This window comes from Thalassolituus alkanivorans (assembly GCF_020447205.1).
Classification (GTDB): Bacteria; Pseudomonadota; Gammaproteobacteria; order Pseudomonadales; family Oceanobacteraceae; genus Venatoribacter; species Venatoribacter alkanivorans.
On sequence record NZ_JAJAEL010000012.1, the window covers coordinates 96,282 to 119,464 of the forward strand.

The 23,183-nt window shown below is 55.5% G+C and carries 21 protein-coding genes; 13 read left to right on the plus strand and 8 right to left on the minus strand.

Translation table 11 applies throughout. From position 1 onward, the window contains the following. Nucleotides 1-14 precede the first annotated feature (14 nt). Entirely contained in the window at nucleotides 15-395 is a 381-nt protein-coding gene (gene hisI, locus LGT44_RS08240) for a phosphoribosyl-AMP cyclohydrolase (RefSeq protein WP_145466946.1), read from the minus strand. A 319-nt stretch (nucleotides 396-714) separates the two neighbouring features. On the opposite strand from hisI, the gene LGT44_RS08245 reads away from it, so the two are divergent. From LGT44_RS08245 to LGT44_RS08275, 7 genes are all read left to right on the plus strand, one after another. Further along, on the plus strand, nucleotides 715-1,914 hold the full coding sequence (locus LGT44_RS08245) for an amine dehydrogenase large subunit (RefSeq protein ID WP_230331063.1): 1,200 nt from the start codon (nucleotides 715-717) through the stop codon (nucleotides 1,912-1,914). Continuing rightward, on the plus strand, nucleotides 1,907-2,452 hold the full coding sequence (locus tag LGT44_RS08250) for a MauE/DoxX family redox-associated membrane protein (protein ID WP_230331064.1): 546 nt from the start codon (nucleotides 1,907-1,909) through the stop codon (nucleotides 2,450-2,452). Before LGT44_RS08245 ends, LGT44_RS08250 begins: the two co-directional genes overlap by 8 nt. A gap of 9 nt (nucleotides 2,453-2,461) precedes the next feature. Beyond that, nucleotides 2,462-3,049: a methylamine dehydrogenase accessory protein MauD gene (gene mauD, locus LGT44_RS08255; protein WP_230331065.1), complete on the plus strand. Its 588-nt coding sequence runs from the start codon at nucleotides 2,462-2,464 to the stop codon at nucleotides 3,047-3,049. Between the two features lie 76 nt (nucleotides 3,050-3,125). Then, nucleotides 3,126-3,680, plus strand: a complete 555-nt coding sequence (locus tag LGT44_RS08260) for a methylamine dehydrogenase light chain (RefSeq protein WP_145466938.1) — start codon at nucleotides 3,126-3,128, stop codon at nucleotides 3,678-3,680. A gap of 13 nt (nucleotides 3,681-3,693) precedes the next feature. Further along, entirely contained in the window at nucleotides 3,694-4,167 is a 474-nt protein-coding gene (locus tag LGT44_RS08265) for a c-type cytochrome (protein ID WP_230331066.1), read from the plus strand. Between the two features lie 13 nt (nucleotides 4,168-4,180). Beyond that, the gene (locus LGT44_RS08270; RefSeq protein WP_230331067.1) at nucleotides 4,181-4,696 is read left to right on the plus strand and encodes a c-type cytochrome; all 516 of its coding nucleotides are present in this window, start codon (nucleotides 4,181-4,183) and stop codon (nucleotides 4,694-4,696) included. A gap of 136 nt (nucleotides 4,697-4,832) precedes the next feature. Then, nucleotides 4,833-5,873: a 1-aminocyclopropane-1-carboxylate deaminase/D-cysteine desulfhydrase gene (locus LGT44_RS08275; protein WP_230331068.1), complete on the plus strand. Its 1,041-nt coding sequence runs from the start codon at nucleotides 4,833-4,835 to the stop codon at nucleotides 5,871-5,873. A 94-nt stretch (nucleotides 5,874-5,967) separates the two neighbouring features. Here LGT44_RS08275 and LGT44_RS08280 read toward each other — a convergent pair whose 3' ends face one another. The 7 genes from LGT44_RS08280 to gshB all read right to left on the minus strand — a co-directional run bounded on the left by LGT44_RS08280 (nucleotide 5,968) and on the right by gshB (nucleotide 11,833). Further along, nucleotides 5,968-7,236 carry a dihydroorotase gene (locus LGT44_RS08280; RefSeq protein WP_225691440.1) on the minus strand — a complete coding sequence of 423 codons (1,269 nt, stop codon included), beginning with the start codon at nucleotides 7,234-7,236 and terminating at the stop codon, nucleotides 5,968-5,970. A 2-nt stretch (nucleotides 7,237-7,238) separates the two neighbouring features. After that, nucleotides 7,239-8,282, minus strand: a complete 1,044-nt coding sequence (locus LGT44_RS08285; RefSeq protein ID WP_230331069.1) for an aspartate carbamoyltransferase catalytic subunit — start codon at nucleotides 8,280-8,282, stop codon at nucleotides 7,239-7,241. A 38-nt stretch (nucleotides 8,283-8,320) separates the two neighbouring features. Beyond that, nucleotides 8,321-8,815 carry a bifunctional pyr operon transcriptional regulator/uracil phosphoribosyltransferase PyrR gene (gene pyrR / locus LGT44_RS08290; protein ID WP_230331070.1) on the minus strand — a complete coding sequence of 165 codons (495 nt, stop codon included), beginning with the start codon at nucleotides 8,813-8,815 and terminating at the stop codon, nucleotides 8,321-8,323. A gap of 9 nt (nucleotides 8,816-8,824) precedes the next feature. Then, nucleotides 8,825-9,286, minus strand: coding sequence for a Holliday junction resolvase RuvX (gene ruvX, locus LGT44_RS08295; protein WP_230331071.1), 462 nt, complete (start codon nucleotides 9,284-9,286; stop codon nucleotides 8,825-8,827). Next, on the minus strand, nucleotides 9,286-9,843 hold the full coding sequence (locus LGT44_RS08300; RefSeq protein ID WP_145466921.1) for a YqgE/AlgH family protein: 558 nt from the start codon (nucleotides 9,841-9,843) through the stop codon (nucleotides 9,286-9,288). The genes ruvX and LGT44_RS08300 overlap by 1 nt, the downstream gene beginning before the upstream one ends. After that, on the minus strand, nucleotides 9,843-10,718 hold the full coding sequence (locus tag LGT44_RS08305) for an energy transducer TonB (RefSeq protein WP_230331072.1): 876 nt from the start codon (nucleotides 10,716-10,718) through the stop codon (nucleotides 9,843-9,845). The genes LGT44_RS08300 and LGT44_RS08305 overlap by 1 nt, the downstream gene beginning before the upstream one ends. Nucleotides 10,719-10,882: 164 nt before the next feature. Beyond that, nucleotides 10,883-11,833, minus strand: coding sequence for a glutathione synthase (gshB, locus tag LGT44_RS08310; protein ID WP_145466917.1), 951 nt, complete (start codon nucleotides 11,831-11,833; stop codon nucleotides 10,883-10,885). A 214-nt stretch (nucleotides 11,834-12,047) separates the two neighbouring features. On the opposite strand from gshB, the gene pilG reads away from it, so the two are divergent. The 6 genes from pilG (at nucleotide 12,048) to LGT44_RS08340 (ending at nucleotide 23,182) form a co-directional block, all read left to right on the plus strand. After that, nucleotides 12,048-12,431, plus strand: coding sequence for a twitching motility response regulator PilG (pilG, locus tag LGT44_RS08315; protein ID WP_145466915.1), 384 nt, complete (start codon nucleotides 12,048-12,050; stop codon nucleotides 12,429-12,431). A 38-nt stretch (nucleotides 12,432-12,469) separates the two neighbouring features. Then, entirely contained in the window at nucleotides 12,470-12,835 is a 366-nt protein-coding gene (gene pilH / locus LGT44_RS08320) for a twitching motility response regulator PilH (protein WP_145466913.1), read from the plus strand. A gap of 1 nt (nucleotide 12,836) precedes the next feature. Beyond that, a complete protein-coding gene (locus LGT44_RS08325; protein ID WP_145466911.1) occupies nucleotides 12,837-13,361 on the plus strand; it encodes a chemotaxis protein CheW in 525 nt (174 codons plus the stop codon). Between the two features lie 97 nt (nucleotides 13,362-13,458). Further along, nucleotides 13,459-15,513 carry a methyl-accepting chemotaxis protein gene (locus LGT44_RS08330; RefSeq protein WP_145466909.1) on the plus strand — a complete coding sequence of 685 codons (2,055 nt, stop codon included), beginning with the start codon at nucleotides 13,459-13,461 and terminating at the stop codon, nucleotides 15,511-15,513. Between the two features lie 26 nt (nucleotides 15,514-15,539). Further along, entirely contained in the window at nucleotides 15,540-16,430 is an 891-nt protein-coding gene (locus tag LGT44_RS08335) for a CheR family methyltransferase (RefSeq protein WP_230331073.1), read from the plus strand. Beyond that, complete coding sequence (locus LGT44_RS08340) at nucleotides 16,427-23,182, plus strand: Hpt domain-containing protein (RefSeq protein ID WP_230331074.1); 6,756 nt, start codon at nucleotides 16,427-16,429, stop codon at nucleotides 23,180-23,182. Before LGT44_RS08335 ends, LGT44_RS08340 begins: the two co-directional genes overlap by 4 nt. Nucleotide 23,183: the final 1 nt, after the last annotated feature.

The following is a 23,183-nucleotide window of genomic DNA, read 5'->3' on the forward strand; positions in this document are numbered from 1 at the left end:
TCGTTAAGTAGCAATCAATAAATGTCTTTCGGATCTTTCAGCACCGGATCAACGCTGACCCATTCGCCATCCTGATAGACCCGGTAGAAGCAGCTTTCGCGGCCGGTATGACAGGCGATACCGCCAATCTGTTCCACCTGCAGGGTGATGACATCGGCGTCACAGTCGAGGCGCACTTCGTGCAACTGCTGCACATGGCCGGAAGACTCGCCTTTACGCCACAGTTGCTGGCGCGAGCGGGAATAGTAGATGGCGCGGTTTTCCTGCACCGTCAGCGCCAGTGCTTCCCGGTTCATCCATGCCATCATCAGGATACGGCCGGTCTTATAATCCTGCGCAATGGCCGGTACCAGACCATCGGCGTCCCACTTTACGGCATCAAGCCAGTTACTCATAACATCCCCCGCGTTCAGAGGTCGCAGGATACCCCATGCCCGGGGTTTCGGGTAGGGCTTCACTGCCTGTGGATACGGGTGACGAAGGCAGCAAACAATACGCACCAGAACAACGCCGGCGTTATTGTCCGGCGCGCCTTTATAGTGCTGACGGTTTTATCGTTAATAGCGGGCACTAACAGTACGTAACAATTCTGATCAAATTGTCAGTATTGGCCTCTTTAGGTACTCCATCAGAGGTAGGTTTGGCCTGTTAACTCAGGCATTGGCATGGGCGCTGCTCTTCACTCCTGCAGACTCACAACAAGAGCTGCAAACCATGACGTTAACCAAGCAAAAAAGTAAAACCAGAAACCTGTCCCGCCGCGTATTCACTCCGGCACCGCTGGCGGCCTGTATCGCAACCCTGCTGTTGTCGGCGGTGATGCCGGCGGCGCAGGCAGAGCCCTTTAAGCCGGAAGTTTTTACGGTCGAGAAAACCATTCAGCCCGGGCCGAATGTGTTTATGAACGAAGCCGCCTGGGGGGGCGCCAGCCAGATTCACGTCTTCGCTCAGGATGACCTGCACTATAAAGGCTCGATGCCGGCGGGTATTACTTCGCAGATGAAAGTCTCGAAAGACGGCAAAACCGTTTACGTGCTGTCCGACTTTGCCAAGCGCATTACCTATGGTCCGGTAGAAAGCGTGGTGCAGGTGTATGACGTAGAAACCCTGAGCCGTAAGAAAGAAATCATCGTGCCTAATAAAGCCGTAAAAGCCATCGGCATGACCCAGCTACTGGAATTAAGCGCCGATGAAAAACTGCTGTATGTGCAGAATGCCACACCGGCCACCTCAGTTTCGGTAATTGATATTGCCGCCGGCGAAGTGATTACTGAAGTGCCGACCCCGGGATGTTACGGAGTTTATCCGGCACTGGAAGGCTCTAGCTTCAGTACGCCCTGTGGTACCGGACAGCTGAAAACTTTCACCCTGAAAGGTAAGGAATACAGTGTTGAAGCATCGGGCAAATTATTCGATGTGGATGCCGACCCGATTTATATCCACAGCGAACGCCGTAAAAACGGTGAGCTGATCCTGACCACCTTCGGCGGAGCCCTGTACCTCGCCGATGACAGTGGCAAAACCGTAAAAATCAAAGAAAAACTGCAGGTGAATACCGGCATCGAAGGTGACTGGGCTCCGGGTGGTTATGCCATCACAGCTTACAGCAGCACGCTGGATATGGTGTTTATGCTGATGCATTCAGGCGCTTATGACGGCAGCCATAAAAACGGCTCTGAAGAAATCTGGGCTTACAGTCTGAAAAAGAAAAAACTCATCAGCCGTTCTCCGGCACCGCACATGGTGGCGCTGAGTGTGACTGAGGGCAAAACCCCGGTGCTGTTCGGCTCCAATGAAGAAGACGAAACCATCGATAAGTACGTACTGAGCGGCGATGGCGACTTTATGTTTGAGAAGGCGGCGGCCGACGAAAAAGCCGGTTGGACCACCTCGCTGGCGGTGTCTCATGACTGAATTACTGCCACTGGCGAGCCTCACGCTACTGGTCTTTACCCTGCTGGTATTCCTGCGCGCGGCACTGCACAAAGCACTGGATTTCCTCGAATTCCAGGGCTTTGTCGCCGACTACGAGTTGCTGCCGGAAGCTTTGGTTAAGCCCGCTGCTATTGCCTTGCTGGCCCTCGAAGGCGCGCTGGTGCTGATGCTGTTATTCAGCGCCAGCCGTGCTGCCGGACTGGTGCTGGCGGCGCTGTTGCTCGGGGGATATGCCATCGCTATGGGCATCAATATCCGTCGCGGTCATACCCGCATTGAATGTGGCTGTGGCGGTACTCCGCAACTGCTGAGCAAAACCCTGTTGCTGCGTAATGCGCTGCTGATGGTCTTCGCTCTGCTGCCATTGCTCGGTCTGCCGGAAGCACTGCAGAGCGCCGAAATCGTGGTGGCCATCGCTGCTGCTGTCTTTCTGTGGCTCGCCTTCCTGTTATTTGAGCAGGTGAACGCCAACCTGCTGGCCATCAGTGAAATGGCCAACTCACTGAAACGAATTTAAGAGGTCGTTATGACTGCTTTGTATTTTGCTGTCGCATTTTTATTTGTTGCCGTAATGGCGCTGGCCCTCGCATTTTTTGTGCTGGCCCGCCAGATCGGCGTGTTGTTTGAACGTATCGCGCCGATGGGTGCGTTGATGAATGACTCCGGGCCGAAAGTCGGTGATTTAACCCCGGCCTTTACCCTTAACAGCCTGACCGGTGGTGCCGTGCATATTGGTCGCGATAAAGAAAAAGCCATGCTGGTGTTTTTCCTGTCGCCGACCTGTCCGGTATGTAAAAAACTGCTGCCGATTCTGCGCTCGGTAAAAGCCAGTGAAAAAGACTGGCTGGATGTGGTGCTGGCTTCCGATGGCGAAGAAGAAAAACACCAGCGCTTTATTCAGCACGTTGGCCTGCAGGATTTTCCATACGTACTGTCGACCGAACTGGGGCTGGGTTACCGCGTATCGCGTCTGCCGTTTGCGGTGCTGATGGATAAGCAGGGCGTGATCCGCTCGAAAGGTCTGATCAACAGCCGCGAGCAGCTTGAGAGTCTGTTCAATGCCATGGAAATGGGTGTTGGCTCGGTACAGAGTTTTCTTGAACAGCATTCCTGAACAAGCCACTCCTGAGCAAACAACTCCTGAGCATCACTCAGTAGGCAACGATTTTTAGGCAACAAGAGATATCACTATGAAACGATTTTTCGACAGCGTATTAACCGGCCTGGATAAAGGCACCGAACATTTAACCCGCAAAGTCGCACAGCGCAGCAGCCGCCGCAGTTTTTTAAGCCGCGCCGGGATGCTGATGCTGGGCAGCGCCATGCTGCCGGTTCTGCCCTTTGACCGTAATGCCGGCAAAGCCTGGGCCGGAGAAGCGGAAGACGAAGCCCCGGCCGATCCGAATGATCCGACCGCCTGTGAATACTGGCGCTACTGCGCGCTCGACGGCAATCTGTGCAACGACTGTGGCGGCACATTAACCAGCTGTCCGCCGGGCTCGGAAGCGTCCAAAGTGTCCTGGGTTGGCACCTGCCGCAACCCGAATGACGATAAAGATTATTTGGTGTCGTACAACGACTGCTGCGGCAAAGTGGAGTGCAACGGCACCTTCTGCTTTACCAGCGAGCGGGAGCGTCCGGGTTACCGTATGGGTCTGCATAACGACATTAACTGGTGTATGGCCAACGCGTCGCAGGGTTATCACTGCACCGTTGCTGTGCTGGTTGGTATGGCAGACGCCTGAAGCGGGAGCTGAGATGATGGTTCTGAAAAAATTCACCTTATCTCTGCTCTCGCTGGCAGCACTGGGAGCCGCGCTGGCGGCTCCGGTGTCTGCTGCCGGAGCAACTGAGAATAATGGCGAAGCGCTGTTTAACCAGCGTTGTGCGGCCTGTCACCAGCCGGGTGGTATTGGTACGCCGGGGCTGGCACCGCCACTGGTGAACAGCATGCTGTGGCCGGCACTGGCCGAACAGGCTCCGGCGTATTTCTGGGGCGTATTAAATAACGGTTTGTCCGGCACTATCGAAGTGGATGGCATCGGTTATTACGGCCTGGTGATGCCAGCGCAGGCGGATTTAACGGCGGCACAAATGAAAGCGCTGGCCGCCTATGTGCTGGACGATCTTAACGGTCTGAATGCAGTGCTGGCTGATGAGGTGCTGGAGCACGCCCGCAACACGCCTCAGTCTCACAGCCAGCTGCGCGGAGTACGGAAAAATGCACAATAAACAAGACGGGAAAATGCACACAAAAATGGCTGCGGCCTGGTTGTTGCGCGGCAGTCTGCTGCTGGCACTGTCAGCAGGGTCGTGCGCTTATAGTCAGGCTGCCGATGATGTTGCGCAGATAAAGTCAGCTCCGGCCCCACAGGGTGAACTCAGCCCGCAGGCTAACTATGTGCTGCGTTGTCTGGGCTGTCATCGTCCGGATGGCGCAGGTTCTCCGGCGGGAGGTATTCCCGATTTTAATAATTACGTTGCCTCATTTGCCGAAACCGAACGCGGCCGTGAATATCTGATGCACGTACCCGGCGTGGTGGGGGCCAGTCTGAGTGATAATGAAATTGCCGAGGTGATGAATTACATCATGCAACGTTGGGGCGGGACTTCCCTGCGGGCAAATTTCCAGCCGTTCAGCGCGGAAGAAGTGGCAAGGCTGAGACAAACGGACGTCGGCGATGTGGTGAAATATCGCCGTATTGTGGTGGCGGAACTGCAGGCAATGGGATTGCCGGTCGCGGATTATCCCTGGCCTTAATTCCTGATCTTAATTTTGGGCTTAATTTTGGGCTTAATTTTGGGCTTAATTTCAGAGCAGCAGCACCATTGGCATTGTAAGACCTGCGGAAGATTGCACCGTCGTCTTACAATGCACTTTTGGCCGGAGTCTGCTGGTGTCTTCATCTCCTTTATTCAAAGCTTATCCTGTGCTGCAAAAGCTCATTCCGCTGGCGGATATTCCCGGCCAGCAGATTCCGACACCTGTTACCCATAGCCTCGATACGCCGCAACTCTGGCTTAAGCACGATGATTTAACCAATGCGGTTTATGGCGGTAATAAAAGCCGCAAGCTGGCGTTTATTTTCGGCAAAATGCAGGCAGAAGGAAAAACCCGCCTGCTGACCTTTGGCGGCACCGGCACCAATCACGGTGTGGCCTGCGCCGTGCACAGTAAAGCGCTGGGTTTTGACTGTGAGATTCTTCTGTTCGATCAGCCGCAGAGTCCGTCCGTCAGAAAAAACCTGCAGGTGATGCAGCGCTATGGTGCGACGCTGCGTTATTGCGGCAGCCTGCTGAATACCGTACTGCGTTTTTATACTCTGCAGATCCGTGACCGGTTATTGCGCCGCAAACAGACCGAATATTTATTTGCCGGAGGCTCGTCGCTGCAGGGCGTTATTGCCTTTATTGATGCTGCGTTTGAATTACGTGAGCAGATTGAACGGGGAGAATGCCCAGTGCCGGAAACCATTATTTGCCCGGTGGGCTCCAGTGCGACCTTAGCCGGTCTGACGTTGGGCGTGGCGCTTGCCGGTCTGCCGTCGCGGGTTATTGGTGTGCGCGTGGCACCTGCGCATCTTGGCCCTTTTCCTGCCTGCACCGTGGCGACGGTGAAACAATTAATGCAGCAGACGCAGCAATATTTACTGCGTTTGCAGGGCGGCATTCCGCCATTCAATATTCCGCAACCGGTACTGCTCGACCAGTATTATGGCGAGGGCTATGGCGTTGCCTCGGCGGCCGGTGAGCAGGCTGAGCAATGGTTCCGTAATCAGCGCTGGGCCGATGGTTTAACCGTACAGTCTGAATGCACCTACACCGCTAAAGCGCTGGCGGCCTTGCGTGATGAACTGGCAACAGCCAATGGTCCGGTGCTGTACTGGCATACGCTTAATTCGGTGCAGGGGATTTATCGTGGACCGGATGCCGTCTAATGCATGCGAACCCGCATAGCGATCATTCACCACACATAAAAAAGCCGCAGATTCTGCGGCTTTTTTATTATTCAGCGTTTGGGTTTGTTAACGATCAGCCAAACACTTTCCGGCCATCAATAAACACGGCGTTAACCGCGCCTTTTAAGGTCTTGCCGGCCACCGGGCTGTTCCGTCCTTTTGACAGCAGCGTCGAGCGGCGGAAGCTTTGCTCAGCATCCGGATTAATCAGCACCGCATTAAACCAGTTACCTTCGCTCAGTGACTGATTCTGGCCCAGAACCTGCGCCGGTAAGGCGCTGGTGGCGCGGATAAAGGCCGATAATTCCAGCTCGCCGCGTTCCACAAGTTGCAGTGCCAGCGGCAGGAAACCATCAAAAATACTCATGCCTGGTTCGGCATCGGCAAAAGGTGCTTTCTTGGCGGCCACTTCATGCGGACGGTGGTTGGAGCTGATGGCCAGTTCACCGGCGTTAACGGCGGCAAGCAGGGCCTGACGGTCGCTTTCACTGCGCAGTGGTGGCTGCACATTGAACTGGCTGTTGTAGCCGGTAACGGCTTCGTCGGTATAAATCAGGTTGGCCAGCGGGGTGTCGGCACTGACGCGGATACCCTGCTCACGTGCCTGTGCCAGCATGCGCACACTGCGCGCGCAGCTGATCTGGCTGATATGCGCACGTACGCCGGTCTGCTCAACCAGTAACAGCATCTGCGCCAGGGCGATGGTTTCGGCGGTTTGCGGAATACCGGTCAGGCCCAGACGGGTAGCGGTCGGGCCTTCGTGCATACAGCCGCCATCCGACAGCGCAGCGTCGTCGGGGTTAAGGAATACCGGAATGTCGTAAGTCGCGGCGTATTCCATTACCCGGCGCAGTACATAACTGTCTTTGAACGGCGCGCGGGCGTTGCTCAGTGCCACACAACCGGCTTCGCGCAGGCTGAACATAGAGGCCAGCTGCTCACCGGCCAGACCCTGGGTCAGGGCGCCCAGCGGCAGTACTTTGGCAAAGCCGGCTTTGGCGGCTTTTTCCTGAATTAACTGAATCACTGCCGGGCTGTCGGCCACCGGTTTGGTGTCCGGTAAGGCGCAAACGTGGGTAAAGCCACTGGCGCAGGCGGCGCGGGTTTCGCTGGCGATGGAGCCTTTATGGGTAAAACCCGGTTCGGCCAGGTGAGCACCAAGATCGATCAGGCCGGGCACCAGTAACAGGCCACTGGCGTCGATACTGTGCTCAATACCGCCGCTCGCTGGTTTGTGGCCAATGGCGTGGATGCGTCCTTCAGCGACGTAAACATCGGTGACCTGATCCAGATTCTGTGACGGGTCGATCAGGCGGGCGTTTTCAATATGCAGGTATCTCATGCTTATGCCTCCTCCTGATCCGGCTCGTTATTGTGTTCGTTGTTCTGCTCGATGTTTTGTTCGGCGAGTTCGTTACGCTCCTGCTGCTGACCACTCATGGCCATCGCCATGACCGCCATACGCACGGCGATACCGTAGCTGACCTGATTGAGGATCACCGATTGCGGGCCGTCGGCGACGTTGGATTCAATCTCGACGCCGCGGTTAATCGGCCCCGGATGCATAACGATGGCATCGGGTTTGGCGTAGGTCAGCTTCTCTTCGGTCAGGCCGTAGAGCTTGAAGAATTCGCCTTCGCTCGGCAGCAGAGCGTTTTGCATACGTTCTTTCTGCAGGCGCAGCATGATGATCACATCGCAGTCTTTCAGGCCGTCTTCCATACGGTAGTAAGCTTTACAGCCCAGCGCTTCGATATCGCGCGGCAGCAGGGTGCCGGGGCCGATCACGCGGATTTCGGCGGCACCTAAAGTACGCAGCGCATGAATCTGTGAACGGGCAACACGGGAATGCAGAATATCGCCGACGATGGCAACGATTTTACCTTCGATAGAACCCTGATGGCGGCGGATAGTGAGCATATCCAGCATCGCCTGAGTCGGATGCGCGTGGCGACCGTCGCCGGCGTTGATGATGGCAACGTTGGGGGTGACGTGTTCGGCAATAAAGTGGGCGGCACCGGAATCGGCATGACGCACGACGAACATATCGGAATACATGGCCTCGAGGTTCCACAGCGTATCCATCAGGGTTTCGCCCTTGGCGGTCGCGGATTTGGCGATATCGAGGTTAAGAATATCGGCCGACAGGCGCTTGGCCGCCAGCTCGAAGGTGGAACGGGTACGGGTACTGTTCTCGAAGAACAGGTTGACCACGGTCTTGCCGCGCAGCAGCGGGACTTTTTTCACGTCCCGCTCCTGAGTGCTGATAAAAGAATCGGCGGTGTCGAGAATCTCGGTCAGGAGTTCACGGCTCAGGCCCTCGGTGGTGAGGAAGTGCTTCAGACGCCCGTCGGCGGTCAGCTGCACCTGGCTTGGGTCAGTGGTCATTGTTGCTACTCACAATATGTTGGTCAGTCAGGTGGTGATCAGGACAGGGTCAGCTGCAGTGGCTGCGGGCCACTTAACTTAACCAGCTGGCCTTCTTCCAGTTCCAGCCGGACACCGCACAGGTCTGGCTGGATAGGGAGTTCGCGGCGGCCGATATCCAGCAAACAGACCAGGCTGATGCTGGCCGGGCGGCCATAATCGAACAGCTCGTTCATGGCGGCGCGGATGGTGCGGCCGCTCATCACGACGTCGTCGATCAGAATAATGTGGCGGTCTTCGATGCTGTCCGGCAGCTCGGAGCCCATGACCTGCGGGTGCAGGCCGTGACGGGTGAAATCGTCACGGTAGAAGCTGATGTCGAGGGTGCTGACGCCGTCTTCGGTCTGCAGTTGTTGTTGCAGGCGTTCGGCAATCCATACGCCACCGGTACGGATACCGACCAGCAGCGGTTGTTCAATATGGTTCTGTTGCAGATAAGCCGCCAGACGCTGGCCCAGCTCGGTACAGGTTTGTTCGATATCAGGCAGATGCATAGGTGTCCTTTATTCAGGCGGCGTGTCGGTTAATGGCCAGGCCGCCATCCAGCTTTCGAGAATTAATTGTGCGGCAATACCGTCCACCGAGTTGGCGCCAAAATCGCGGCTGCCACCCTGGGCGATTACCATGCCTTTGGCTTCGTAACTGCTCAGGCGCTCGTCATGGGTAAACGACGGGCGGTGAAAACGGCCTTCGAGACGCCCGGCAAACTTCTTCGCGCGGCGGCTCATATCGCTGGCTGTGCCATCCATATTCAGCGGCAGACCAACGACAAAGGCATCGGGCTGCCACTCATCAATAATGCGCTGCAGTACATCCCAGTCGGGTACGCCGTCGCGCGCTTTAACCGGATTCAGTGGGCGGGCGGTGGCGCTGATGCGCTGGCCGGTGGCGATGCCGATCCGCTGGGTGCCGAAATCAAAAGCCAGCAGGGTTTTAACCCGCGCCGACGGTGCCGGGCTGCTCATCAGGCATGCCCCGCATCGGAACTCAGAAATTCGGCACTGACGCCAAGCTGGCTGAGCGCGGCCTGATACAGCTCGTCGTGGGGCACTTCAAACAACAGATGTTCGGTGGCTTCAATGGTGAGCCAGGAGTTGGCCAGTATTTCTTCGTCCAGCTGCTGTGCATCCCAACCGGCGTAACCCAGAGTCAGGCGGTAATCCTGCGGGCCGGAACCGGCGGCGATGGCCTTGAGAATATCTTTTGACGAGGTCAGGTGTGCCTGTTCGGTGACATTCAGCGTCGCCCCCCAGTTGCCCTGCTGACGGTGCAATATAAAGCCATGTTCCTGGCTGACCGGGCCGCCGGCGTAAATCTCCGGATCGATACCGGCCAGGCGGGTGATTTCCAGCTGTTCACAGATCTCGTGAAAGGTAACCGGCAGCGGTTTGTTCAGCACGATGCCCATGGCGCCGTCGGCGTTGTGTTCACACAGATAGGTGACGGTGCCGGCAAACCAGGAGTCTTCCAGTTGTGGCATGGCAATCAACAGATGGTTTTTCAGGCTGTTAAGCTGTTGCATTAATTGGCGTCCGAAATGTAGCGGTTACCCTTGAACTGCCAGGTACGGATAATTTCCAGAATATCGGTCTGCTTGCGCATTTCTTCGGTAAAAGGAGCGAAAGGGGCAGACAGGCGCACAATGCGCAGCGCGGCATCATCGAGCACTTTTTTACCGGATGATTCGAGAATGCGCAGCTCGTTGATGGTGCCATCGGGGTTGATGGCAACCAGCAGACGCAGGCGGCAGTTGTCGAAGCAGCTTTCCGCTTCGCGTGGATAGTTCAGGGCACCCATCTGTTCAATCTTGTGCCGCCAGCTGTTCACGTAATAGGCATCGTTGGCCTTCATGGTGGATGAGGCTGTCAGGCGCTGAATACGTGGTTTTTTAGCATAAGCCTGCCGTTCAGAGTCGAGCTTGGCTTCAAGGCTGGCCATTTCCAGGCTGCGTTCCAGTAAGGTTTTTTCCGGACCGTCGGGCTTATCAGTCTGCACGCTGAAGCGCTCCTGCCTGCTGGGCGCTCTATTGCGGCTGCTGCCGCTGGTGGTCACCAGCTGGCGATCACCCTGTACCTGACGCGGCGCGCTGGCCTGTTGTTCCTGCGGTGAGGTTTCGTTGATTTCGTTGGCGTGGAAGGTGGCTTCGACATCGGTGGTCAGCATGCGCGCTTCATCTAAGGTGCCGCTGCCTTCCTGATTTTCCTGAGCGAGAAAATCGGCCTGTTCCGGCGCTTTGTCGCTTTTGTAGGTCGCCAGGGTGACTTCCAGCGTCTTGGACAGGTTATCGCGGTCGCTGGCGGTGAAGCTGATGCCGAGAATAAGAACGGCATGGATCAGCAGAGCCAGAAACAGGGCGAAGGACAAGCGATCGGAGCTGGTCACGGCGGTGGCTGACATGCGTGCGGAAGTACCTGTTTAAAGTCCGGAAAACGGGTGCAAGTCTGCGCTTTCAGGGCGGATTTGTCCATATTCGGACTGAGTGGCCGCCGCCCCGTGGTTTCCGGTGCGGCGGCTGTTGCCAGTGCTGCTGGCGGGCGTGTTGCCCTGTTGGTCTTTCAGCTTTATTGCGTAAGCTTAGCCAGCAGGCAGTCAATCAGCAGACCGGCTACGTCGATACCGGAATCACGGCTGATTTCACGCACGCAGGTCGGGCTGGTGACGTTAATTTCCGTCAGGTTGTTGCCGATGATATCGAGGCCAACAAAATACAGCCCTTTTTCTTTCAGGACAGGTCCGACTTTTTCGGCAATGGCGCGGTTTTCATCACTCAGAGGCTGGGTAACGCCCTGGCCACCGGCGGCCAGGTTGCCGCGGGTTTCGCCCTGCGCCGGAATGCGCGCCAGGCAAAAAGGCACAGGCTCGCCATCAATCATCAGGATACGTTTGTCGCCGGCGGTGATTTCCGGGATAAAACGCTGCGCCATGATTTGCTGGCTGCCATGGTTGGTCAGGGTCTCAATGATGACGCTGACGTTCGGGTCGTCGGCGCGCAGCCGGAATATAGAGGAGCCGCCCATACCATCGAGAGGTTTGAAGATGACGTCGCCATGCTCTTTGTGGAAAGCCTTCAGCAGATCGGCGCGGCGGGTAACGATGGTTGGGCTCATCAGTTCCGGGAATGCCGTGGCGAATACCTTCTCATTACAGTCGCGCAGGCTCTGTGGCTTATTGGCAACCAGAACGCCTTCCTGTTCGGCACGCTCAAGGATGTAGGTGCTGTAGATAAACTCGCTGTCGAACGGTGGATCTTTGCGCATCAGAATGATGTTCAGCTCAGCCAGCGGCTGCTCGCTGTAGTCACCCAGATCGAACCAGTGATCCGGATTCATGGCGACTTTTAACGGCGCCATGCGCCCCATGGCTTTGCCGTTCTGGATCGACAGGTCGCTCTGCTCCATATAAAAGAGTTCACAGCCACGTTCCTGAGCGGCGTGCAGCAGGGCCAGCGAGGTGTCCTTTTTAAAGGCGATGTCGGCGATGGGGTCCATCACCACACCCAGTTTAATGCTCATATAAAGGCTCCGTAAGATCAGGTGCTCAACGATGGCGCCAGTGTAACCTATGCATTGTCCCGGCGGCGTAACTTAATTGTGTGACGCAGCGCAGCGCGCCGGCCTAGCCTTTGTTGCATAATCTGTGATACAAACGTGCGCAATGGCGTCTCCTGCGATTGTTGAACACAACCGCTCACTAAAACATAAGAAATGGATGGTTAAAGGCCTCCCTATGGACGATAACTTTCAGAATATTAAAGTCATGGTCATCGACGACAGTAAAACCATTCGTCGTACGGCTGAGACTTTGCTTAAAAAGGTCGGCTGCGAAGTCATTACCGCCACAGACGGTTTTGATGCGCTGGCCAAGATTGCCGATACTCACCCGGATATCATCTTTGTCGATATCATGATGCCGCGTCTGGATGGTTATCAGACCTGCGCCCTGATCAAAAATAACTCCAAATTCAAATCGACACCGGTAATCATGTTGTCCAGTAAAGACGGTTTGTTCGATAAAGCTAAAGGGCGCATTGTTGGATCTGATGAATATTTGACCAAGCCTTTCAGTAAGGAAGAGCTGTTGGGTTCAATTCGTCAGTACGTAAAATCCTGAGCCAGCGACAGCTGAAAGAGTTTTAAGAGGTAACAGGCATGGCCCGTATTTTGGTAGTAGATGATTCTCCGACAGAAACTGAAGCGTTCCGCTCCATGCTGGAGAAAAATGGTCACGAAGTTCTGACCGCAGAAAACGGTGCTGATGGTGTGGCACTGGCGCGCAAGGAAAAGCCGGATGTAGTGCTGATGGATATCGTGATGCCGGGCCTTAATGGTTTTCAGGCAACGCGTCAGCTGACCAAAGATCCGGAAACTCAGCATATTCCGGTGATTATTGTCACCACCAAGGATCAGGAAACTGACCGTGTATGGGGTAAGCGTCAGGGCGCCAGTGGTTATCTGGTTAAGCCGGTTGCAGAAGCAACCCTGCTGTCCGAGATTGCTTCCGTAATGGCTGGCTGATATGCATCCGTACGCGCAGCTGCTGGACATCGCCGAACGTAGCCGACGCAATGCGTCGGCTTTGCCGCAACAGGTGGAAGCGGTTTCTTACTGGCGTGGCGTAGGCTTTATGCTTGCCGGTCAGACCTTTGCTGCAGACATGATTGATGTCGCGGAAATTCTGCAGCCGCCACGTCTGACCAAAGTGCCGGGTGTGCGCAGCTGGGTTCTGGGTGTGGCCAATGTGCGTGGGCGCATGGTGCCGGTTATGGATCTGGCGGGCCTTCTGGGTCTGCCATCCAAAGCCAACTGGCGTAGTCGCCGGGTTCTGGTCGTCGAACAGGACGACCACCTGACGGGCCTGTTGGTGGATGCTGTGTTGGGGATGCAGCAATTTGCAGTCGATCGCCGGGTGGATGTTTCCGAACTTGATCCGGCTTTCAGAAAATTTGTAGAACATGGTTTCGAGCGGGATGGGCGCGAGTGGCCGGTATTTCAGTTGCGTGAGCTGATCCGGGCGCCGGAGTTCCTGCAGATTGCGGTATAACAATGCCCGCGCAGCGGGTATGGTTAGGTAATCTGATCGAATCTGCCATCAGGCAGATAATAATTAAAATACATGCAGTGAGTGTGGAGAGAACGGCATGAGCGGAAATACAGGAAGCGTCTTGTCGACGGTCTTCAGAAACCGGATTAACGGTGTTCTGGCGGGTCTGTTGTTCGTGTTTCTGGCGGTGTTTATCGGTATTACGGTGTACGTAAACCTTTTGGCAAACCAGGATGAGCAATACATTGATCACGCCGGTGAGCTGCGCGTACTGTCGCAGGAACTGGCAAAGAACGCGGTAGAAGCCGCGGGTGGTAAACGGGAAGCATTCGGTCAGTTGAAAATTGCCCGTGATAACTTCGCGACCCGCTGGGGTTACCTGACCAAGGGTGATTCTGCTAACGGCCTGCCGCCAGCAGAAGTTGCTACCATGACCAACGTAGAAGGCGTCTGGAATAAAGTTCAGGGCAACGCTGACCAGATTATCCGTGCTCAGGATATTATTCTCTCCCTCCACGAAGTTGCCGCGACGCTGGCAGAAACCATTCCGCAGCTGCAGGTGGAATATGACGAGATTGTAGAAATTCTGCTGGATAACGGTGCGCCGGCCGATCAGGTTGCGGTAGCACAGCGTCAGTCCTGGCTGGCAGAACGTATCGTACGCTCCGTTAACAAAGTACTGGCCGGTGGTGAAGATGCGGTAATGGCCGCGGACGCCTTTGGCCGTGACGCCTCGCTGTTTGGCCGCGTACTGAACGGTATGATTCAGGGCAATGTGGCCATGAACATCTCTCAGGTAAAAGATGAAGAAGCAATTTACGCATTGGCGGAAGTTGCTGAACTGTTTGAATTCGTATCCGGCTCCGTTGACGAGATTCTGGAAACCTCTCCTGAACTGTTCCAGGTGCGTGAAGCATCGGACTCTATCTTTAACGACTCCCGTACGCTGCTGGAGCAGACATCCAAGCTGACCGAAACCATTCAGGCGGGTGCCGGTGAACGGGGAAATTTCCAGATCGTTGGTTATGTTTCTGCGATGCTGGCTCTGGTTATGATGGTGGCGTTTGGTGTGGTGTCTTACCGCGAAACCCGTCGTGACCTGGATGCAACGGCGAATAAGAACGAACAGAACCAGATGGCGATTCTACGTCTGCTGGACGAAATTGCTGACCTTGCGGACGGTGACTTAACAGCCTCTGCGACGGTAACCGAAGACTTTACCGGTGCGATTGCTGACTCCATCAACTACGCGATCGACCAGATGCGCTCTCTGGTATCGGCGATTAACGAAACAGCGGTACAGGTATCTTCGGCGGCCCAGGAAACTCAGGCCACGGCGATGCACCTGGCGGAAGCTTCTGAACACCAGGCGCAGGAAATTGCCGGTGCTTCTGCGGCGATCAACGAGATGGCGGTGTCCATTGACCAGGTATCGGCCAACGCCTCGGAATCATCTGCGGTTGCGGAGCGGTCGGTAGCGATCGCCAACAAAGGTGCGGAAGTGGTACAGGCAACCATTAACGGCATGGATAACATCCGTGAACAGATTCAGGAAACCTCCAAGCGTATTAAACGTCTGGGTGAATCCTCACAGGAGATTGGTGACATCATCTCCCTGATTACCGATATTGCTGACCAGACCAACATTCTGTCCCTGAACGCTGCGATTCAGGCATCCATGGCCGGTGACGCCGGCCGGGGCTTCGCGGTGGTTGCGGACGAGGTACAGCGTCTGGCAGAACGTTCAGCCGCTGCGACCAAGCAGATTGAAGCACTGGTTAAAACGATTCAGAACGATACCAACGAGGCAGTAATCTCGATGGAAACCACCACCTCCGAGGTGGTGCGCGGTGCACGTCTGGCGCAGGACGCGGGTGTGGCACTGGAAGAAATTGAAAACGTATCTAAAAACCTTGCGGAACTGATTCAGAACATTTCCAACGCGGCCCGTCAGCAGGCGTCGTCTGCGGGTCATATTTCCAACACGATGAACGTTATTCAGGAAATTACTTCGCAGACTTCTGCGGGTACTACTGCAACCGCGAAGTCGATTGGTAATCTGGCGGAAATGGCCAACAAGCTGCGTGAATCAGTAGCCGGCTTCAAACTGCCGGAAGCAGAGCTGGACCTTCATCAACGACAGGTGCTGTAACCTGACAGATGGTTGGATGACTTTTAATGAACCATCAGTTACGTACAGGTTTGAGCACCGTTCCGGAAATGGACGACGCTCAGTTCGTTCGCTGGCAGAGTTTGCTGGAAGAGCGCACCGGGATGTGCCTGGCGCCACAACGCCGCTCGTTTCTGCAGACCAGTCTTGGTCTGCGGATGCGCGAAGTCGGCTGTGACAACTATCAGGAATACTACGAGCGCATCGTTAATGGTGCCTCGGGTGCGATTGAATGGAGCACGCTGGTCGACCGTCTGACCGTTCAGGAAACCCGCTTCTTCCGTGATCCCGATGCTTTTGCTTTTGTTGAACAATTTGTGCAGCAAAAAGCAGCAGAAGCTGGCAGCGATGACACGCTGGAATTCTGGAGTGTCGGTTGCTCTTCCGGCGAAGAAGCCTACAGCCTGGCCATGGTGGCAGAGCGTTACCTGACTCCACAGGGTAAACGTTATGCCGTCACCGGCACTGATATATCCACCATCGTATTACGTAAAGCCCGTGCCGGCCGTTATCAGCCACGTGCCCTCGATTGGGTCGCGAATGAATACCGCCAGCTGGGGTTCAGGGATCTGCAGCCGGGCAGCCCGGTGCAGGTATCCGACACGCTGCGTCAGCGCTGTTGTTTCAGTCAGGTTAATATCCTGAATCTGGCCAACTGCCCGCTGCAGTCTCAGCATGTTATTTATTGCCAGAATGTACTGATTTATTTCCGTCGCTGGCGTCGCCGTGAAATTCTTAATGTCCTCGCCGAGCGTCTCGCTCCCGGTGGCATATTAGTGATTGGTCTTGGGGAAATGGTGGACTGGCAGCATCCGTTACTGGAACAGGTTCATAGCAGCCGGGTATCCGCGTTTGTGCGTAAGCAATCGAATTCGACAGGGGAGACCACAAGGCGATGAGCCAGGACTACATCGCCCTGGAATGGGTAAAAGGGGAAATCGAAGAGACTCTGCAACAGGCCCAGCAGGCGCTGGAAGCTTATGTGGAGAATCCCCAGGACAAAAGCCGGCTGAAATTCTGCCTGAGTTACCTGCATCAGATTCACGGTACTCTGCAGATGGTCGAATTCTATGGTGCCGCTCTGCTGGCTGAAGAGATGGAGGCTATCGCGTCAGCGCTGGCCGACTCTGCGCTGGGCAATGAGCGCGACGGTCTCGAAGTGCTGATGCAGGCCATTATTCAGCTGCCGCATTACCTTGAGCACGTCAAAGTCGGTCGCCGCGATCTGCCGGTGGTACTGCTGCCAATTCTTAACGAACTGCGTTCAGCGCGGGGCGAAAGTTTCCTGTCTGAAACGGCCCTGTTCGCCCCGAACATTCAGCAGAATGCTGCATTGACCGACGCTCAGGCGGCGACTTATGCCAGTGATGATTTCCGTAACTGGGCACGCAAAATCCGTCAGATGCTGCAGACTGCCACCCTGCAGTTGCTGCAGAACAAACAGCCGGATGTCGCCAAACAATACCTGAACAAAGCTTTCGCCCGACTGCACAAAGCGCTGGGTAAAACGCCACAGGGTCTGGTGTGGTTGCCGGCGCTGGCATTCAGCGAATGGCTGCTCAAGCAGCAACATTTGCCAAACAGTGCCAAACAACTGCTGCGTCAGCTGGATCATTTGCTGAAAACCGCCATTGAAGAAGGCGCGGCGGCTATTAATCAGCCGCCATCGGATGAGCTGCTGAAGAACCTGCTGTTTTATGTCGCCCGTACAGATGTCAGCGGTGAAGCTATCCGTCAGGCACAGGAACAGTTTGGTCTGCGTCAGGCGCTGCCGACAGAAGCAGAAATCCAGCAGGAACGTGATGCGTTATCCGGCCCCGACCGCGATACCGTCGGTCATGTGCTGGGCGCGCTGGTGGAAGAAATTGCGGCTATTAAAGATCGTCTTGATCTGCTGGTACGCAGTGACGATGACCGTAAAGATTCTCTGGCAGCGATTGCGCCAAACCTGAAACAGGTTGCCGATACCATGGGTATGCTCGGTCTGGGCATGCCGCGTAAGGTGATGCAGGAACAGCAGAGTCTGGTTGCCCGTCTGCTGGACAGTGGTGATATTGATGACAGTCATCTGCTCGATATGGCCGGAGCCTTGCTGTATATCGAAGCCACCCTCAGTGGTATGCAGCGTGAGGGCGACCTGAATGCCCATGCCGGTGAAAGCACCCTGTCTGATGCTCAGAAGGCTGTACTGCGCGAAGCGCGTAATGTGCTGGAGCAGGTAAAAGACGCCATCGTTGAATACATTGCCAAGCAATGGTCGGTTGACGAGCTGCAGGATGTTCCGGGCCTGCTGCACACCATTGAAGGTTCGCTGAACATGATCCCGCTGCCACGGGTGGCGGGTATCCTGTCGCGTGCTGCCGCTTTTGTGCAAACGCAGCTGATTGATGAACGTCTGAAGCCACAATGGTCGGTGCTGGATATTCTGGCCGACGTCCTGAGTGGTGTTGAATACTTTATTGAGCGTTACTCTGAGAACCCGCGCAGTGCCGGTGCTGAGTTGCTGGATAAAGCCGAAGTCTCACTGCAGGATTTACCGGCGACAGAATCATTGAGCGACTCGCTCGATGATATTTCCTTTGAAGGGGATGAAAACCTGCCGGAAGTAGATGTCACTTCGTTTGGCGAAGCGCTTGCTATTGATGACGACGAAGATGCAGAGATTGTTCATGCAGAACCCGAGCTGCATCAGGCTGTACAGCTGGAAGAAGCCGATCTTGATCTGAGCGCCGAGGATGTTGGCCCTGATGTCGTAACCGATATTGAATTACCAGAGCCTGAGACTGACCGCGACGATAATGTGGTCAGCCTGGATAGTGTGGCTGGTGAGGATATCAGTTTCGATTTTGACGAACTGCAGGCAGAAGATGATACGGCTGACTTGCATGAGCTGGTCGATCACCTGCGTGAAGAGCAGGCTGCAGAAGAACAGAGTGCTGCAGAATACGATATTACAGCTGCAGAGTCCGACAGTGCAGAGGTTGTTTCTGAGGCAGAAGTTGTTACTGCAAGCGCTACTGCAGCGGCGGATGACGATGACGACGACCTGATCGACGATGAGATTATCGAAATCTTCCTCGAAGAAGCTGAGGAAGTGACCGAAACCCTGAATGAATTCTGGCCACAACTGGTATCAGATCCCGCCGATAAGGAAGCGCTGACCACTGTGCGTCGTGCATTCCATACTCTGAAAGGCAGTGGCCGTATGGTCAGAGCCGAATTTATCGGTGAGCTGGCCTGGTCCATTGAGAACATGTTTAACCGTGTACTCGACAACACCATTGAGATTGATGCCAACCTGATTGCACTGGTTGACCATGTAATCACCCAGCTGCCATTGCTGATTGATGATTTCCGCCAGAAGCGTCCTGCATCCATCCCGACACAACCCCTGATGGATTACGCCACCGCTCTGGCCGCTGGTGAGAGTGTTGCTGCCTTTTCGCAGACACTGCAGCCGCAAGGCGGAGAAGAGCCGCTGGCCGTTGCCGATACTCAGACCGTCGCCGAGACGGAAGACAGCAGTGATGAAGATGAAGACGACGCTCTGCTGGAAGTGTTTGAAGGCGAAGCACGCTCGCATCTGGTGACGCTGGATGAGTTTGTTCAGGAGTCACGTACAGAAGACTTTATCAACGCTCTCAGCGATCAGCTGCAGCGTGCGCTGCATACGTTAAAAGGCAGTGCGCATATGGCCGGTATTACCGCCATCGCCAATGTGGCTTCGCCACTGGAGCGCCTTGTTAAAGAACTGCGTGCCTATCAGATTAACAACAGTGCAGAAGTCGTCGGGCTGATTGCCACAGGTTCGGCGCTGATCGCTTCAGCACTGGAAACCCGCGAGCTGCTGCTGGCCGAACATATTGAGGGTGCCGACGCTTATGTTGAGCGTCTGCAGCAACTGGAAAAACAGCTGCTGGAACCACTGCGTGTTGAGCATTCTTCCCGTCGTGGACCGAATCCTCAGGCGATTGCCCAGTTCCTGGCGCAGGGCATGGATTCACTGCTGGATGCCGACCGCCTGCTGAACCGCTGGCATAAAGATCATGATGACAGCGTACTGACTGCGCTGGGGCAGGATCTGCAGGAAGTTGCTGGCGGTGCTGCCGAAGCGGAAGTTCCGCATATTCAGGCGCTTGCTGATGCATTGAATAATCTCTACCTGCGCATTCAGAATGAGCAGGCTGAGCCAACCGAAGATTTACTGGCACTGGCAGCTGAAGCTCATGAAGCCGTGCTGGCTATGATGGATTGCCTGGCGGCTGGTCAGGAAACCCAGAGTCCGGATGAATTGCTGATGCGCATCCGCAGCTGGCAATTCCCGCTGCCGGAAGTCTCCGATGATGATTTGCCGGTACTGCAGCTGGATGACATCGTTGCCGATGAAACAGCTACCGATGACACCGAGGCTGATGACACCGACAGTACAGACCTGACGATTGATATCGACGAAGACGACATTACTCTGGCCGATATTGCTGGTGATGTTTTGGATGCCGGCGATGATACGGATGCCGGGGTTGAAGACGTTGCCGGTTCTGCCTTCGACCTGAGTGATGAAATCGACGAAGAGCTGCTGTCAGCTCTGCCAGAAGAGCAGGGCCTGCAGGATGAAGATTTGCCACGTGCGGAATCTGAATTGCAGCCTGCTGTCCCTCCTGTTGTTCAGCCAATAGCACAGACCGAAACGCGCAACGAAATGGAAATGCTGCCGCTGCCGGCGGTAGAGGATGGTGACGAAGACGAAATTCTGGAGATTTTCCTCGAAGAAGCGCAGGAAATCACCGAATCCGTCGAAACCGCTATCCAGCGCTGGCGCCAGCATCCGGATAACTTACTGCATGTTGCCCAGCTGCAGCGTGAACTGCACACCCTGAAGGGTGGCGCACGTATGGCTGAGTTGTCGGAAGTTGCTGACCTCTGCCATGAGCTGGAAACGCTGTACGAAAATATTAATGACGGCCGTCTGGCGGTTCAGGTGCAGATTTTCGATCTGTTGGACCGTGCCCATGATGAGCTGGGAAGCCAGCTGGATGCCGTGCGCGAAGGCGTACGCCCGCAGGCTGCGGATGAAATGATTGTGGCTATCCGCCAGTATCTGAAAGGTGAAGCCTATGGCGAGTTGCCGGAAGAGCTGGATGAGCTGACAGCTGAAGAAAATGACGCTGATGAATTAAGCGTACAGCCTCCTGTGCCGGTGGTGCAGTCGGAAACGCTGGATGAGTCAGACCGTGAAATTCTGGAGATCTTCCTCGAAGAAGCTCACGAGCTGCAGGAGTCTCTGGATCGTGCGCTGCACAGCTGGGAACAGGAACCGGCCAACACCGAAGGTGCCGAAGAAGCCCAGCGGGTGCTGCACACTCTGAAAGGCGGTGCGCGTCTGGCCGGTCTGACTGAGATCGGCGATCTGGCGCACAACTTTGAAGCCAATATCCTGAAGGCTCAGCAGGGGCAGATTGATCGCTCGCCAGCGTTCTTCCAGGCAGCTTATCAGCGTCAGGATGAGCTGATTAATAAGATTGATGCAGTCGAAGCCATGCTGGCCTCTGACGGTCTGGTGGTGCTGGGTGAAAAATCCCTGGTTATTGAACCGCTGACGATTGATGCCGAGCCTGACAGCAGTGCTGACGCTGAGATGCAGCCGCAGGAAAGTGCAGCTGAAGAGACTCTTACTGAAGTAGCCCCGGTTGAAAACACGGCTCCGGCAGCCGTCGATCCGGCTTCGAATGTTGTGCCATTGCGCCGTACAGCGCCGGAAGCACCAAAACAGGATAAAGCCGCCGCTCAGCAGGCTGCGCGTAAGGCGCCGCAGGAGCTGGTGAAAGTATCTGCCGATCTGCTCGATAACCTGGTTAACCTTGCCGGTGAAACCTCCATCGGCCGTGGTCGTCTGGAACAGCAGGTTACTGACTTCTCCCATACCCTCGAAGAGATGGATATGACGCTGGATCGTCTGCGCGATCAGCTGCGCCGTCTGGATATGGAAACCGAAGCTCAGGTGATTTTCCGGCAGGAACGCCAGGGACCGGATTATGAAGATTTCGACCCGCTGGAAATGGACCGCTATTCGGCCATGCAGCAGCTGTCGCGTGCGCTGGTGGAATCGGCTTCGGATTTGCTCGACCTGAAAGAGACGCTGAGTCACAAGACCCGCGATGCAGAAACCCTGTTGCTGCAGCAGAGCCGGGTTAACACGGAACTGCAGGAAGGTCTGATGAAGACCCGCATGGTACCGTTCCAGCGTCTGGTTCCGCGTCTGCGCCGTATTGTGCGTCAGGTCAGTCTGGAGCTGGACAAACAGGTCGAACTGCGTGTTCACAATGCTGACGGTGAGATGGACCGTACCATCCTCGAACGTATGATTTCGCCGCTCGAGCACATGGTGCGTAACGCGGTTGACCATGGTATCGAGAACCCGGCGCAGCGTGCTGCTGCCGGTAAACCGGATGTCGGTAATATCGAACTGGACATCAGCCGCGATGGCGGCGACGTGGTTCTGACCATGAGCGATGATGGCCGCGGTGTGAATCTCGAGGCGGTTAAACGCAAAGCGATCGAACGCGGACTGATGGATCCGGATGCTCACCTTTCTGATCAGGAAATTATGCAGTTTATTCTGCAAGCTGGTTTCTCTACCGCCGAAGCGGTGACCCAGATTTCCGGTCGTGGTGTGGGGATGGACGTTGTATCCAGCGAAATCAAACAGATGGGCGGCAGCGTTGAGATTCAGTCGGAAGCCGGAGCCGGTACCCGCTTTATTATCCGTCTGCCGTTCACTGTGTCGGTTAACCGTGCCCTGATGGTACGGGTTGGTGACGACCTGTACGCGGTACCGCTGAATAACATTCAGGGTATCGTACGGGCGCCGGTGGCGCAGTTGCAGTCACTGTACGAGCAGCCGCAGGCCGAACGCAAATATCACTATGCCGGTACCGACTATCGTATCGAATACCTGGGCGTGATGCTGGAAAACGAAGCACAACCGAAATTCAGCGCTCAGCATATGCCGTTGCCGGTACTGCTGATTCGTGGCGCGATACCTTTTGCTCTGCAGGTGGATTCGCTGCTCGGCTCGCGTGAGATCGTGGTAAAAACCCTCGGTCCGCAGTTTGCCAGCGTGATGGGTGTATCCGGCGGTACCATTCTGGGTGATGGTAGCGTGGTTATCATTCTTGATCTGCCGGCGATGATCCGTACTCAGGCGAGTCTGGAATATCAGCAGGCGAAACTGCTCGACAGCCAGGCGGCCGAACGTCGTCACGAACTGGAAAACCGCTTGCCGCGTATTCTGGTAGTGGATGACTCGGTGACGGTACGTAAGGTAACGACCCGCCTGCTGGAGCGTAATGGTATGGAAGTATTCACAGCCAAAGACGGTGTGGATGCGATGGCGACGCTGCAGGATCACAAACCGGATCTGATGCTGCTCGATATCGAAATGCCACGTATGGATGGTTTCGAGGTTGCCTCGCTGGTGCGCCACGATTCCCGCCTGAAAGATATTCCGATCATTATGATCACCTCGCGTACCGGTGATAAACACCGTGAGCGGGCGATGTCGATTGGTGTGAACGAATATCTGGGTAAACCTTTCCAGGAAGACTTGCTGCTCGGCACTATGAACCGTCTGCTGGGGCGCGAGGAACACTGAC

Coding starts and splice junctions, on each gene's coding strand:
- LGT44_RS08300 (WP_145466921.1), bottom strand. CDS start 9,843: ATGCAACAGCTTAACAGCCTGAAAAACCATCTGTTGATTGCCATGCCA.
- LGT44_RS08305 (WP_230331072.1), bottom strand. CDS start 10,718: ATGTCAGCCACCGCCGTGACCAGCTCCGATCGCTTGTCCTTCGCCCTG.
- LGT44_RS08280 (WP_225691440.1), bottom strand. CDS start 7,236: ATGAGATACCTGCATATTGAAAACGCCCGCCTGATCGACCCGTCACAG.
- ruvX (WP_230331071.1), bottom strand. CDS start 9,286: ATGAGCAGCCCGGCACCGTCGGCGCGGGTTAAAACCCTGCTGGCTTTT.
- LGT44_RS08285 (WP_230331069.1), bottom strand. CDS start 8,282: ATGACCACTGACCCAAGCCAGGTGCAGCTGACCGCCGACGGGCGTCTG.
- LGT44_RS08330 (WP_145466909.1), top strand. CDS start 13,459: ATGAGCGGAAATACAGGAAGCGTCTTGTCGACGGTCTTCAGAAACCGG.
- LGT44_RS08335 (WP_230331073.1), top strand. CDS start 15,540: ATGAACCATCAGTTACGTACAGGTTTGAGCACCGTTCCGGAAATGGAC.
- LGT44_RS08250 (WP_230331064.1), top strand. CDS start 1,907: ATGACTGAATTACTGCCACTGGCGAGCCTCACGCTACTGGTCTTTACC.
- LGT44_RS08340 (WP_230331074.1), top strand. CDS start 16,427: ATGAGCCAGGACTACATCGCCCTGGAATGGGTAAAAGGGGAAATCGAA.
- LGT44_RS08260 (WP_145466938.1), top strand. CDS start 3,126: ATGAAACGATTTTTCGACAGCGTATTAACCGGCCTGGATAAAGGCACC.
- LGT44_RS08325 (WP_145466911.1), top strand. CDS start 12,837: ATGCATCCGTACGCGCAGCTGCTGGACATCGCCGAACGTAGCCGACGC.
- pilH (WP_145466913.1), top strand. CDS start 12,470: ATGGCCCGTATTTTGGTAGTAGATGATTCTCCGACAGAAACTGAAGCG.
- pilG (WP_145466915.1), top strand. CDS start 12,048: ATGGACGATAACTTTCAGAATATTAAAGTCATGGTCATCGACGACAGT.
- LGT44_RS08245 (WP_230331063.1), top strand. CDS start 715: ATGACGTTAACCAAGCAAAAAAGTAAAACCAGAAACCTGTCCCGCCGC.
- pyrR (WP_230331070.1), bottom strand. CDS start 8,815: ATGCATCTGCCTGATATCGAACAAACCTGTACCGAGCTGGGCCAGCGT.
- LGT44_RS08270 (WP_230331067.1), top strand. CDS start 4,181: ATGCACACAAAAATGGCTGCGGCCTGGTTGTTGCGCGGCAGTCTGCTG.
- LGT44_RS08265 (WP_230331066.1), top strand. CDS start 3,694: ATGATGGTTCTGAAAAAATTCACCTTATCTCTGCTCTCGCTGGCAGCA.
- gshB (WP_145466917.1), bottom strand. CDS start 11,833: ATGAGCATTAAACTGGGTGTGGTGATGGACCCCATCGCCGACATCGCC.
- mauD (WP_230331065.1), top strand. CDS start 2,462: ATGACTGCTTTGTATTTTGCTGTCGCATTTTTATTTGTTGCCGTAATG.
- hisI (WP_145466946.1), bottom strand. CDS start 395: ATGAGTAACTGGCTTGATGCCGTAAAGTGGGACGCCGATGGTCTGGTA.